The organism is Hymenobacter piscis (genome assembly GCF_018760735.1).
Taxonomy (GTDB): domain Bacteria; phylum Bacteroidota; class Bacteroidia; order Cytophagales; family Hymenobacteraceae; genus Hymenobacter; species Hymenobacter piscis.
Genome location: NZ_JAHHZN010000012.1, coordinates 52,221 through 65,190, shown reverse-complemented (window position 1 = coordinate 65,190; position 12,970 = coordinate 52,221). Strand labels below are relative to the sequence as shown.

The window sequence follows — 12,970 nt, the reverse complement described above, 5'->3', positions numbered from 1 at the left end:
GCTAAAAACTAGTTCCCCTCTCCTTTTTCGGAGAGGGGGCCAGTGGGTGAGGCGAATGTCAGATCATTGCTGCGCTTTCCCAATGGCATCCAGCTCCTTTTTCATGGTCACCATGAACTTGCGGATTTTCTCCAGGCTCTGGATGACGTCGATTTTTTCCTTGAGCTGGGGGCCTTTCTGCTTGAGCATGTCGCGGGCGCCGGGGATGGTGTAGCCGCGCTCCTTCACCAGGTGGTAAATCGTGCGGAACACGTCCACGTCCTGGGGCGTGTAGAGGCGGTTGCCCTTCTTGCTTTTGCGGGGGCGCAGCTCCTCAAACTCCGTCTCCCAGAACCGGATCAGCGAGGGGGCCACGTTGAACTGGGCCGCCACCTCGCCGATGGTGAAGTATTGCTTCTCGATTTCGCGGTCTTTGTAGGGCATGATGTAGTAGTGAGTAGATAGTAGCTGGTAATGAGTACACAGTAGCCGCCGCCGAAACAAAGTCTCACTACGCCGTACTCAATACTCAATACCTTTTACCTTTGCCGCTAGTGCCTTTCCCGGAGGAAAGGCGAAAAATAGCCAAAATCCCGGCGGCCGCCAATTCCCGGTGCCCGCCGCCACGCAATCCGACATGTCACTGCCCACCGCTTCGCACGTCCGCCAGCAATTCCTGGACTTCTTCGCCTCCAAAGGCCACCACATCGTGCCCTCGGCCCCGATTGTGGTGAAGGACGACCCCACGCTGCTGTTCATCAACTCGGGCATGGCCCCGTTCAAGGATTACTTCCTGGGCAACAAGCCCGCGCCCTTCAAGCGCATTGCCGACACCCAGAAGTGCCTGCGCGTGAGCGGCAAGCACAACGACCTGGAAGAGGTGGGCTACGACACCTACCACCACACCATGTTCGAGATGCTCGGGAACTGGTCGTTTGGCGATTATTTCAAGAAAGACGCCATTGCCTGGGCCTGGGAGCTGCTCACCGACGTGTTCAAGCTGGAAAAGGACCGCCTCTACGTCACCTATTTCGAGGGCGACAAGGCCGACGGCACCGCCGCCGACACCGAAACCCAGGACCTCTGGCGCCAGTACACCACCGACGACCGGATTCTGCCCGGCAACAAGAAGGACAACTTCTGGGAGATGGGCGACACCGGCCCCTGCGGCCCCTGCACCGAAATCCACATCGACCTGCGCTCCGAGGAGGAGCGGGCCGCCAAGCCCGGCCGCGAGCTGGTAAACGCCGACCACCCGCAGGTGGTGGAAATCTGGAATAACGTGTTCATGGAGTTCCAGCGCCTGGCCGATAAGAGCCTGATCAAGCTGCCCGAGCAGAGCGTGGACACCGGCATGGGCTTCGAGCGCCTGATGATGGCCGTGTCGGGCGTGAAGTCCAACTACGACACCGACGTGTTTCAGCCGCTGATTCAGTTCATTGCCAAGGAGGTAGGCCTGCAATACACAGGCTCAGTTGTCAGTGCTCCGTTGTCAGTTGTTAGTGAGGGCCATCAGGACGAACGGACAACTGACAACCAGCAACTAACAACTCAGCAAAAAACGGACATTGCCATCCGGGTAATTGCCGACCACATCCGCACCATCGCCTTCACCATTGCCGACGGCCAGCTGCCCTCCAACGTGAAGGCCGGCTACGTGATTCGGCGCATCCTGCGCCGGGCCGTGCGCTACGCGTTTTCGTCGCTCAACCAGAAGCAGCCCTTCCTCTACAAGCTGGTGCCCGTGCTGGCCGACCAGATGGCCGGCATCTTCCCCGAGCTGAAAGCTCAGGTACCCTTCGTGCAGCGCGTGGTGGAAGAAGAGGAAATTGCCTTCCTCAAAACCCTGGAAACCGGCCTGCGCCGCCTCGATGCCCTGGAGGAAACCACCCGCCAGAACGGCGGCGTGATTGACGGCAAAACCGCCTTCGAACTGAGCGACACCTTCGGCTTCCCGCTCGACCTCACCGCCCTCATTGCCCGCGAAAAAGGCCTGAGCGTGGACGAGGAAGGCTTCAAGAAGGAGCTGGAGCAGCAGAAAAACCGCAGCCGCAACGCCCAGGAAACCGAGCAGAGCGACTGGGTAACGGTAACCGAGCACGATGCCCCCAACGTGTTTGTGGGCTACGACCACGACGAGGCCCCGGCCCGCCTGCTGCGCTACCGCAAAATCGACAAGAAGGGCAAAACCGAGTACCAGCTGGTGCTCAACCAGACGCCGTTCTACGCCGAATCGGGCGGGCAGATTGGCGACACGGGCTACCTGGAGTCGCCGCTGAGCAAGGTGCGCGTGCTGGACACCAAAAAGGAAAACGACCTCATCATCCACACCACGCTGGAGTTGCCCCAGGACCTGGAAGCCGAGTTCCTGGCCCGCCCCGACGCGGCCCGGCGCGCCCTCATCCGCAACAACCACACGGCCACCCACCTGCTGCAGGCCGCTTTGCGCCAGGTGCTGGGCAGCCACGTGCAGCAGAAAGGCTCGTTGGTGAACGACAAGCTGCTGCGCTTCGACTTCTCGCACTTCACCAAGGTAACCGACCAGCAGCTGCGCGAGATTGAGCAGCTGGTGAACCAGCGCATCCGCCAGCAGATTCCGCTGGACGAGCGCCGCAATGTGCCCATCGACGAAGCCAAGACGCTGGGCGCCATGGCCCTGTTCGGGGAGAAGTACGGCGAATTCGTGCGCGTCATTACCTTCGATAAGAACTACTCGGTGGAGCTGTGCGGCGGCCTGCACGTGGCCAACACCGGCAGCATCGGCTACTTCAAAATCACCTCGGAAAGCGCCGTGGGCGCGGGCGTGCGCCGCCTGGAAGCCGTAACGGCCGAAGCCGCCGAAGCCTACGTGGACCAGCAGCTGGATTTGCTGGCGCAGGTGCGCGAGGCCCTGGGCAACCCCCAGCACCTCCTCCCCGGCATCGAGAAGCAAACCGAGGAAATGGCCACCCTGCGCAAGCAGATCGAGCAGTTTGCCCAGCAGAGCCTCAACCAGCAGAAAGACCAGCTGGTGGGCCAGGTGAAAACCCTGCACGGCGTGAGCTTCCTGGCAGCCCAAGTGCAGGCCACCTCCGCCGACGGCCTCAAAACCCTGGCCTTCAACCTGCGCCAGGCCGTGCCCAACCTCGTAGCCGTCCTCGGCGCCGAAATCGACGGCAAACCCCAGCTGGCCGTGATGCTCGACGACGAGCTGGCCAAGGGCGGCAAGCTCAACGCCAGCACCCTGGTGCGCGAGCTGGCCAAGGAAATCCAGGGCGGGGGCGGCGGCCAGCCATTCTTCGCCACGGCCGGCGGCAAAAACGCCGCCGGGCTCCCGGCCGCCATCGGCAAGGCCGAGGCGCTGGTGGGAGAGAAGCTGGCGGGGTAGCATCCTGTCGGTATCGGCAGCCGGCAGGTGAGCCGTTTACTCATTATAAATTGCACATGTATTGCGGAGTAGCAGATATATTTCTCTACTCCGCAATGCTTTTCTGCCTTCCCCGTCTCCCTGATAACGTGTCTTTATGAAGTTATATGTACTTATACCTTGGTTTCTGCTGATTACCAGCTGTCCCATAATTGCTCAGCAGAAGCCGAGCAAAACGTTCTATCTGGACTACGGCTTCAAGGAAATATTTGTAAATAATGACGTAGCATATGTGGTGGACCGTTACAGCACGGGCCCAGCCAGCTGGACCGATAGTGTTTTCACGGTTATGGATGGCTATTTACGGCAGGTTGAGCAAGTCAGTCACCACCCGCAAGGCGACACCATAACGCACTCAACCCGTTGGCAGGCCAATGGCCTGTTGCAGTGGCAAGAGGAAAGGCTGGGAAAGAAAAGGCATGGTCCTCAGCTATACTATAACCGGCAAGGCCGACTACAGCACCGGCATCTGTACGTTGCCGGAGTGCAACAACGTACCGACTGTACCTTGGGTAATGTTAACTCGCAAACCTGTGATGACCAACAGGCTATGCCTCAGTATCCGGGTGGGGTAGAGGCTTTATTGAAGAAGATAGCGGCTGATCTGCACTATCCTGTCGATGCCCTTGCCGGTAGAAAACAGGGAAGAATACTGGTGCACTTTGTCGTGGACGAAACTGGGCAAGTGCGCAACGCACACGTCCGGGACCAAGTGTTTCCCAGCTTAGGTGCCGAAAGTATCCGGGTGGTGAAGGGGCTGGCTCAGTTTGAGCCCGCTCGTAAAGCGGGTTTGCCGGTACCCGTATTCTTCGCTGTGCCTGTCACCTTTTCCATTCGGTAATTTCAGAATCAGAAGCTGCCTCCGCGCTTACAAATAAGCCGGTAGTAACTTTCACGTCATGCGTAATCTGGTGTGTAAAAATGAAGCCTGACCTCGTGAAGACTGGAAGTTCCGGTTTGCCGGGCTCCGGCGGAATAGTGCTTACTTTGCACCGGAAATCAGCGCCCTCAGTACAATCAGCGCGAATCTGTGATTCAATGGACGACAATATCAAATCCCAATACCAGCCCGTCATCGGCCTAGAAGTACACGCCCAGCTGCTCACGCGCAGCAAAATGTACTCCTCCGACGAAAACGAGTACGGCGCCCTGCCCAACAACAACCTGAGCGTGATTACGCTCGGCCACCCCGGTACGCTGCCCAAGGTGAACTACTCGGCCGTGGAATTCGCCATGAAAATGGGCCTGGCCACCAACTGCCACATCCGCCGCGACAACCTGTTTGCGCGCAAAAACTACTTCTACCCCGACCTGCCCAAGGGCTACCAGATTACCCAGGACAAAACCCCGATCTGCCACAACGGCCACGTGGATATCCGCCTGGCCGACGGCTCGGTAAAGAAAATCGGGGTGACGCGCATTCACATGGAGGAGGACGCGGGCAAGAGCATGCACCTGGCCGGCGAGGTAGAAACCCTCGTGGACCTGAACCGGGCCGGCGTGCCGCTCATCGAAATCGTGAGTGAGCCCGACATCCGGACCGCCGAGGAAGCCTACGCCTACCTGGCCGAAATCAAGAAGCTGGTAGAGTACCTGGGCATCTGCGACGGCAACATGGAGGAAGGCTCTTTGCGCTGCGACGCCAATATTTCGGTGATGCGCAAAGACGCCACCGAGTTCGGCGTGAAGGTGGAGGTGAAGAACATGAACTCCTTCCGCAACGTGCAGCGGGCCATTGAGTACGAGATTGAGCGGCAGATTGCCCTGGTAGAGGCCGGCGAAATCATCGACTCCGAAACCCGCGGCTTCGACGCGGCCACCGGCACCACCAACGGCCAGCGCAGCAAGGAAACCATGAACGACTACCGGTACTTCCCGGAGCCCGATCTGCCGCCCGTTATCATCTCCGACGAGTGGCTGCACCGCGTGCAGGCCGAGCTGCCGGCGCTGCCCCAGCAGCTCTACGCCCGCTTCACCGGCGAGCTGGGCCTTTCGGATTACGATGCCACGGTACTCACGGCCGAGAAGGAAGTGGCGCTCTATTTTGATGCGCTGACCCGCCTGACGGCCAACGCCAAAGCCGCTGCCAACTGGGTGACCGGCCCCGTGAAAGCCTACCTCAACGAGCGCGCCCTCACCCTCGACCAGTTCCCGCTCACCCCCCAGCACCTGGCCGATATCATCCAGCTCATCGACGAGAACAAGGTGGGCCACTCGGTAGCCAGCAAGCAGCTGTTCCCGTTCCTGCTGGAAAACCCCGCGCACACCGCCGCCGCCGCCGCCGAAGCCCAGGGCCTGCTCCAGCAGTCCGACGCCGGAGCCCTGGAAGCCATGATCCGGCAGGTGCTGGAGGCCAACCCGGCCAAGGTGGCCGAGTATCGCGCCGGCAAAAAGAGCCTGACGGGCATGTTTATGGGCGAGCTGATGAAGCTCACCGGCGGCAAGGCCGACCCCAAACTCGCCAACCAGCTCCTGCGCCAGCACCTGGAAGGCTAAGCGAGTTTAGTAGTGAGTAGTTGGTAGTGGGTTATGAGACTCGCTATTGCCACGACGCCCCCGGCCCGGCCGGGGGCGTCGTTGTGCTTTGCGGCGGCCCACCCCGGTCCGGCGGCGGACCGGTCGTTGCGGAAGTTGCGGTCTGCTTCCAATGCCACCATCACCGGAAAACCTCGTATGCTACTCACTACTCACTACTCACTACTCACTACTCACTACTCACTACTCACTACTCACTACTCACTACCATGCGCGGCTTCTGTTTCGGATTTCTGGTGTTGCTGCTGGGTGGCTGCCAGCGCCTGGGCGCCCCGGCCGAACCCGGGGCCGCCACGGTCAACCGCCAGGCTACCCGGCCTCCGGCCCCGGATTTCACCTTGCCCACCGCCACTGCCGACTCGCTTACGCTCCGCAGCTGGCGCGGCAGCTACGTGCTGCTCGATTTCCGGGCCGCCGACTGCGCCCCCTGCCGGGCCGAAAACGCCAACCTGCGCAAGCTCCACCAGCAGTTCCATAGCCGGGGCCTGCAAATCGTGAGTGTGTGGGCGCATGCGCACGGGGCCGACTGGGCGCGGGTCGCGGCGGCCGATTCGCTGCGCTGGCCCCAGGTGCTGGACCGCCCCACCAACCCGGTGGCCCGGGCCTACGAAGTGGAGACGCGCCCCGCTACCGTGCTGCTCGACCCCCGCGGCCAGGAGCTGGCCCGCAACCTGTTCGGCCGCGACCTGGGCCAGAAAATAGCGGCGTATATCCCGTTGGACTGAGGGCCTTGGGTTGTGGGAGTAGGGATGCGGAACGTTGTCACGAAATAAGCGGGGCGGCCCTTCTGAGCAGGCTCGGAAGGACGGGCTTTCTCCCAGGCGCGGCAGCAGGGGCGGCCCTGGCGGCAACTACTGGCCGTAGGGGGGCGGCGGAACCGTTCGGGTGGGAGCGGGGTTAGGGCGGGGGCTGACAAATCCGGCCGAATTTGGCAACTTGCGGCCCGTTTCCTCGTCCTTTGCCCCACACCCCGGCCCCCGGCGGGCCGGTTTGCTTCCCCGACTGATGACCCACATGAAGAGCCTGCTCTATTTTGGTGCCCTGCTGGGCATGACCAACGCCTGCAACAAAAACACCCCGCCCACCACCGGCGCGGCCTCCGCCGACGGGGCCGGCTACCAGCTGGTGGGCCAGCTGCAAAATGCCCCGGCCGGCACCAAAGTGTACCTGGCCGAGCTGGGCGAAACCCAGTTCGTATCGCGCGATACAGCTACCGTAGACGACAAGGGCCAGTTCCGCTTTACCGGCTCCGTGCCCGAGGCCGGCCTCTACCAGGTGAAAACCACCGACCAGAACCAGGCCCTGGTGGTGCTCGGCAACGGCACCCGCCTGGAGCTGGCCGCCGACGCCCAGCAGCTGCCCGCCACCTACACCGTGCAGGGCTCCCCCGACTCGGAGCTGCTGCGCACCATCAATCAGCAACTCACGGCCAGTCAGCAGCTGCTGCAGGAGCAGATGCCCCGCCTGGAGCAGCGCTACGCCGCCGCCGCCCAGGCCAACCGCACCGACTCCATGCAGGCCATTCAGGCCCAGGCCCAGGCCCTGCAGAGCCAGGGCCAGCGGCAGGTGCTGCGCCTGATCCGGCAGAACCCGGGCTCCATCGTGTCGGGCTTCGTGGTGGCCAACGTGCTCAACCCCGACGAGAATTTCGCCCTGGCCGACTCCGTGGCCAGCCAGCTCAAGGCCAGCCAGCCCAACTCCCGCTACACCAAGAGCCTGGTCACCCGCCTGGAGGGGCTGCGCACCACCGCCCTGGGCTCCGTGGCCCCCGAAATCAACCTGGCCACCCCGGCCGGGCAGCCGCTGGCCCTCACCAGCCTGCGCGGCAAGTACGTGCTCATCGACTTCTGGGCCAGCTGGTGTGGTCCCTGCCGCCGCGAAAACCCCAACGTAGTGCGCGCCTACAACAAGTACAAGGGCCAAGGCCCGGGCTTTGAAATCTACGGCGTGAGCTTCGACCAGGACCGGGGCAAGTGGCTCAAGGCCATCGAGGCCGACCAGCTCACCTGGAAGCACGTTTCGGACCTGAAAGGCTGGGAATCGGCCGCCGGCCAGACCTACGGCATCAAGTCCATCCCCGCTTCCATTCTGCTCGACCCCCAGGGCCGCATCATCGGCAAAAACCTGCGCGGCGCCGAGCTGGAAGCCAAGCTGGCTTCGGTGCTGAAGTAGGGACCTAGAAAAAGCACGTCATCCTGAGCGGAGTGAAGGACCTTATTCAGTTTGAACGACACTCGTTAGTACGGTTCGTTCAAACTGGATAAGGTCCTTCACTCCGTTCAGGATGACGTGCTTTTTCTAAGTCTCAAGCCTCCAAATTACACCCCAAACATGCGCTGCACGGCCTGCCAGAGCTTCTTTTTGCGGCCGGCGTCGTATTCGAGCATCTCGATTTCGCCGGCGCCAAGAAAGGCCGTGTCGCCGTAGAGCAGCACCGGCTCGTAGGGCTGAGTGGTGTAGACGGCCACGTCGAGCAGGTTTTTGCCGAAGGCCAGGAACTGCCGGGCCGTCAGGTGCCGGCGCAGGCTGCACAAAGCCACCGGGTAGCTGGGGTGCTCCACGTTTACCAGCACCACGTCTTCCACAATCAGGCGCAGGGCCTTGAGCAGGTTGTTGAGGAACACGTTGCGGGGCAGCTTGCGGAACTGGTCGGGCGAGACGCGCACCAGCACCACGAGGCCACCCGCGTTGCTGCCCAGGGTGGAAAACGGTACGTGCGCCACCGGCGACTGAGTGGGCGTGGGCTGCACCCGGCCCGGCTGGGAGGGCGGCGCGGCGGGCGCGGCCGGCAACTGGCCCAGCGTCAGCGTCACGGCCGCCCGCTCCGCCGGAGTTGCCGGAGTAGGGGCGGCCGCCGGAGTTGCTGCTGGAGCAGCAGTCGGAGCAGATACCGCCGGAGGCTGCACTACGGGAGCTACTGTCGGAGCAGTCGCCACTGGAGCGGGTGCAGCCGGTGGCACCGCCACGGGGGCCGGAGTTGGCGCCACCGGCGGCGGGGCAGGCACGGCCGCGGCTGCGACGGGTGCTACGGCCGGGGCGGCGGGAGGCAGGGGTGCCGGCGGGGCTTTGGCTGGGGATACGGCTGCGGCCACTGCTTCAACGGTCCCGGCGGGTTCGGCTACCACGTACAGGGAGGCTTCAGTGTAGAAGTTCTGAAAGAAGGCGAGCGTGGCGGCGTTATCCATACAAATCGGCAAAAAGAAAGCGTACCGGCAATTTACGGCCTGCATTCCGGCGGTCCTAACCGGCGCAATGGCCCGGTGAACAGGAGCAGGCCCCAGAGCGTCATTCCGAGCGGAACCGAGGAATCTCGCGTGCTGACGGTGCAATGGTAACCCAATAGCAGGATTACTTTGGCAACCTCAGCACGCGAGATTCCTCGGCTACGGCTTCGCCTTCGCTCGGAATGACGTTCTTTCCCTAATCCCTAATCCCTAATCCCTAATCCCTAATCCCTAATCCCTAATCCCTAAGAGCCGGCCGGCTCGTCGTCGGCGGCCTGGGCCACCAGGTCGAAGAGGGCTTTGAGCTCGGTGGCATCCTGGGGAGCCATGCGCCCGCCCAGCACCAGGCGCAGCTGGCGGCGGCGCAGGGCTCCGTCGTAGAGGGCTACTTCCTCGGGCGTTTCGGGGGTGGCGTCCGGCACGTCAATCGGGCGGCCCGACTGGTCTACGGCCACGAAGGTGAAGAAGGCTTCGTTGGATTTTACCTTGGTGCCGCTGGGGATGTCCTCGGCCCACACGTCGATGTGCACTTCCATGCTGGAGCTGAACGAGCGCGTCACCTGGGCTTCGAGCGTCACCACGCTGCCGAGCTTGATGCCCTCCCGGAACGAGACGTTATCGACCGAGGCCGTCACCACGATGCGGTTGGAGTGGCGCTGGGCCGAAATGGCGGCGGCCACGTCCATCAGGTGCATCATGCGGCCGCCCATCAGGTTGTTGAGCGTGTTCGTGTCGTTGGGCAGCACCAGCTCGGTCATCCGAACGAACGAGTCTTTCACGGGCTTCTGTTTGCGCAGCATTATCGGGGTTGTTGAAATCAGCGAAGAAAGTGCAAAGGTAGGCGGTGAATGAGTGAGGTGGTGAATGAGTGAACCATTCGGTCATCCTGAGCGGAGCGAAGGACCTTGTCACGTGAGCACGGCCCCATCAACGGCTCGTTCCAACGTGATGAGGTCCTTCGCTCCGCTCAGGATGACCGAACCGTTCACTCATTCACCACTTCACTCATTCACCACTGCCCCATCCGGCTTTGCCCAGCAGGGGCACGAAGCGGAACTCTTCCAGGTCCTGACGGGAAAACTCGTCCTCGCTCTCACGCACCACGCGCACCATACGCTGGCTGGTTTCGTCGCCCACGGGGATGACCAGGGCCCCGCCCACCCGCAGCTGGCGCAGCAGGGGCCGGGGCAGGGTGGGCGCGCCGGCCGTCACCAGAATCTTGTCGAAGGGCGCGTGCTGGGGCAGGCCCAGGGAGCCGTCGCCGCAGAACAGCTGGGCCGGGCGCTGCATGGTGGTCAGGCGGCGGGCGGTGCGCTCGAACAGGACCGGGTTGTACTCGATGCTAAAGACCTGGGCCGTAAGCTCGAGCAGCACGCAGCACTGGTAGCCCGAGCCCGTCCCGATTTCCAGCACCCGGTCCTGGGGCCGGATGCCGAGCAGCTCGGTCTGGTAGGCCACCGTGTAAGGCTGGGAAATCGTCTGGCCCTCGCCGATGGGAAAGGCTTTGTCGTGGTAGGCGTGGGGCTGGAAGGCCGAGGCGAAGAACTGGTGGCGGGGCACCGCACCCACGGCCGCCAGCACCCGCTCGTCGCGGATGCCTTTGCGGCGCAGCTCTTCCACCAAGGCGCGGCGCATTCCCCGATGACGATAGGTATCAGCGTGCATGAGAGCAAGGAAAGGAGGCGAACAGTAAGCAGAACGGCGGGGGGAGCGGCGCCGGGGCGCCCGGATAGCGGCTAATTCCTACCTTTGCCCAGCTCCCCAAAATGGCCCCGGTCGCTGGGGCCGGGCAACAACTGAGGCGTAAAACTACGGCTTCAGCCCCGAAAAATCATTCCGGCGGCCCGGCTGGCCTGCTTAGCTCTCCCGCTCTTGATTCGTACTCTCCAAAAACTGAAGCTGATAGCCGCCGACTTCGGGGCGGCCCTGCTGGCGTGGGGATGTTTTTTTCTGCTGCGCAAGTACCTGCTGCGCGAAATCAGCCCCGGTTACGACCTGGCCACGGATGCCCCCTTCGTGGCCGGGGCGGCGCTGATGATTGCCACCTTCTGGACCGGCCTCTACGCCCTGCTGGGCGAGTACCACGACATTCTGCGCAAGTCCCGCCTGGCCGGGGTGATTCGCCTGGGCCAGGTGTCGGTGCTGGGGGGCGTCATCATTTTCTTCGTGCTGCTGCTCGACGACCAGGGCGTGCAGAACTACCGCAGCTACTACAAAACCATTTCGGCCTACTTCCTGCTGCACTTTACCATCTCGGCCGTGCTGCGGCTCTGGGCTGTAAGCAGCGTGCAGCGGCTGGTGCGCGGGGGCGTCATCAGCTTTAACACGCTGCTGGTGGGCTCGGGGGTGCTGGCCCGCGACACGTTTCAGGAGCTGCGCCGCACCGGCCGCCACCTGGGCCTGCGGCTGGTGGGCTTCACGCCCCTGGGCCACACCCCCGCCGACGAACAGCTGGCCGCCGAGCTGCCCGACCGGGGCTCCTACCAGCAGTTGCCGGCCCTGGTGGAGGCGCTCAACATCGAGCAGATCATTATCGCCATTGAGTCGAGCGAGCACCGCGTGATTGAGGAAATCCTGACCCTGCTGGAAGGAACCACCGCCCGCGTGAGCATCCTGCCCGACCTCTACCAGATGCTGCTGGGCTCGGTGAAGGTGAGCCACGTGTTCGGCACGCCCCTGATCGAAATCAAGCAGGACCTGCTGCCGCTCTGGCAGAAGGTGCTCAAGCGCCTGCTCGATGTGGTGGCCTCCGTGCTGTTCCTGCTGCTGGCCTGGCCGGTGTATGCCTTCACGGCCATCATGGTGAAGCTCTCCTCGCCGGGGCCGGTATTTTACTCCCAGGAGCGCATCGGGCGGCACGGGGTGCCGTTTCGCATCTATAAGTTTCGCTCCATGGTCGTCGAGGCCGAGCAGCAGGGGCCGGCCCTCTCATCCGACCACGACCCGCGCATCACCTCCTGGGGCCGCTTTATGCGGCGCGTCCGCCTCGACGAGCTGCCCCAGTTCTGGAACGTCATCCGGGGCGATATGAGCATCGTCGGGCCCCGCCCGGAGCGGCAGTTCTTCATCGACCAGATTGTGCGGCTCGCGCCCCATTACCGCCACCTGCACCGCGTGCGCCCCGGCCTCACCAGCCTCGGCCAGGTGAAATACGGCTACGCCGAAACCGTCCCCCAGATGGTCGAACGCCTCAAATTCGACATCCTTTACATCGAAAACATGAGCCTGGCCATGGACTTCCGGGTGCTGCTCTACACGCTCAAGATCATCATTGAGGGGCGGGGCAAATAAAATCACAGATGTTGCCGATGACGCCGATGTCACAGATTTGTTCTGGCGGGGTGATGCGTTCTGCTGGGGGATTTCTAATGCATTGATTTCGGTGAAACAGGGATGATTACAGGCTTTGAAGATGGGAGAGTATAAGCATCAGGAATTGACGAGGGAGGTTGTTGGGGGCGCTATGCGGGTGCATACGCAGTTAGGACCGGGGTTTCCCGCAGTGGTGTCCCAGCGGTGTCTGGCGATTGAACTGCGGGAGAGCGGGCTGGCTTTTGAGCGGGAACTGGAGTTGCCGTTGTTCTACCGGAACGAGCAGGTTGGTAGCCGCCGCGTCGATTTTCTGGGGGGAGAAGGTTGTGCTGGCAGAGCCGAAAGCGCTGAGTGACAGCATCCCGGCCCATCATGCGCAGGTACTAGATTACCTCAATGCCTACCAACTTGAAGTCGCCCAGCTTCTGAATTTCAGTGCCCCTCGTCTAACCTACAACCGTTTCGTCGGTTCTCCTCGCCCAACCTAAACCACCCACCAGCACGAATCTGCCAC

The 12,970-nt window shown here is 62.6% G+C and carries 12 protein-coding genes; 8 read left to right on the top strand and 4 right to left on the bottom strand.

Going from position 1 to position 12,970, the window contains the following annotated elements; genetic code table 11:
• Positions 1 to 63: 63 nt before the first annotated feature.
• Complete coding sequence (locus KLP40_RS13585) at positions 64 to 423, bottom strand: MerR family transcriptional regulator (RefSeq protein WP_215594355.1); 360 nt, start codon at positions 421 to 423, stop codon at positions 64 to 66.
• Positions 424 to 616: 193 nt separating this feature from the next.
• Between KLP40_RS13585 and alaS the strand changes: the two genes are divergently transcribed.
• The 5 genes from alaS to KLP40_RS13560 all read left to right on the top strand — a co-directional run bounded on the left by alaS (position 617) and on the right by KLP40_RS13560 (position 8,092).
• Positions 617 to 3,346 carry an alanine--tRNA ligase gene (gene alaS, locus KLP40_RS13580; protein WP_215594354.1) on the top strand — a complete coding sequence of 910 codons (2,730 nt, stop codon included), beginning with the start codon at positions 617 to 619 and terminating at the stop codon, positions 3,344 to 3,346.
• A gap of 136 nt (positions 3,347 to 3,482) precedes the next feature.
• Positions 3,483 to 4,226 carry an energy transducer TonB gene (locus tag KLP40_RS13575; protein ID WP_215594353.1) on the top strand — a complete coding sequence of 248 codons (744 nt, stop codon included), beginning with the start codon at positions 3,483 to 3,485 and terminating at the stop codon, positions 4,224 to 4,226.
• Positions 4,227 to 4,423: 197 nt separating this feature from the next.
• A complete protein-coding gene (gene gatB / locus KLP40_RS13570) occupies positions 4,424 to 5,881 on the top strand; it encodes an Asp-tRNA(Asn)/Glu-tRNA(Gln) amidotransferase subunit GatB (protein ID WP_215594352.1) in 1,458 nt (485 codons plus the stop codon).
• A 248-nt stretch (positions 5,882 to 6,129) separates the two neighbouring features.
• A complete protein-coding gene (locus KLP40_RS13565) occupies positions 6,130 to 6,645 on the top strand; it encodes a peroxiredoxin family protein (protein ID WP_215594350.1) in 516 nt (171 codons plus the stop codon).
• A gap of 280 nt (positions 6,646 to 6,925) precedes the next feature.
• Positions 6,926 to 8,092 (top strand): TlpA disulfide reductase family protein, encoded by a 1,167-nt coding sequence (locus tag KLP40_RS13560; protein WP_215594349.1) that lies wholly within the window; start codon positions 6,926 to 6,928, stop codon positions 8,090 to 8,092.
• Between the two features lie 146 nt (positions 8,093 to 8,238).
• On the opposite strand, the gene KLP40_RS13555 is transcribed toward KLP40_RS13560, so the two are convergent.
• From KLP40_RS13555 to KLP40_RS13545, 3 genes are all read right to left on the bottom strand, one after another.
• Positions 8,239 to 9,105, bottom strand: a complete 867-nt coding sequence (locus KLP40_RS13555) for a hypothetical protein (protein WP_215594348.1) — start codon at positions 9,103 to 9,105, stop codon at positions 8,239 to 8,241.
• A gap of 284 nt (positions 9,106 to 9,389) precedes the next feature.
• Positions 9,390 to 9,944, bottom strand: a complete 555-nt coding sequence (locus tag KLP40_RS13550) for an acyl-CoA thioesterase (RefSeq protein ID WP_215594347.1) — start codon at positions 9,942 to 9,944, stop codon at positions 9,390 to 9,392.
• Between the two features lie 205 nt (positions 9,945 to 10,149).
• Positions 10,150 to 10,809 carry a protein-L-isoaspartate(D-aspartate) O-methyltransferase gene (locus KLP40_RS13545; RefSeq protein WP_215594346.1) on the bottom strand — a complete coding sequence of 220 codons (660 nt, stop codon included), beginning with the start codon at positions 10,807 to 10,809 and terminating at the stop codon, positions 10,150 to 10,152.
• 207 nt (positions 10,810 to 11,016) lie between these two features.
• On the opposite strand from KLP40_RS13545, the gene KLP40_RS13540 reads away from it, so the two are divergent.
• The 3 genes from KLP40_RS13540 (at position 11,017) to KLP40_RS21430 (ending at position 12,944) form a co-directional block, all read left to right on the top strand.
• Positions 11,017 to 12,435: a sugar transferase gene (locus KLP40_RS13540; RefSeq protein ID WP_246558839.1), complete on the top strand. Its 1,419-nt coding sequence runs from the start codon at positions 11,017 to 11,019 to the stop codon at positions 12,433 to 12,435.
• A gap of 121 nt (positions 12,436 to 12,556) precedes the next feature.
• Positions 12,557 to 12,811, top strand: a complete 255-nt coding sequence (locus tag KLP40_RS21435; RefSeq protein WP_317196775.1) for a GxxExxY protein — start codon at positions 12,557 to 12,559, stop codon at positions 12,809 to 12,811.
• On the top strand, positions 12,783 to 12,944 hold the full coding sequence (locus tag KLP40_RS21430) for a GxxExxY protein (protein ID WP_317196774.1): 162 nt from the start codon (positions 12,783 to 12,785) through the stop codon (positions 12,942 to 12,944). Before KLP40_RS21435 ends, KLP40_RS21430 begins: the two co-directional genes overlap by 29 nt.
• Positions 12,945 to 12,970 lie beyond the last annotated feature (26 nt).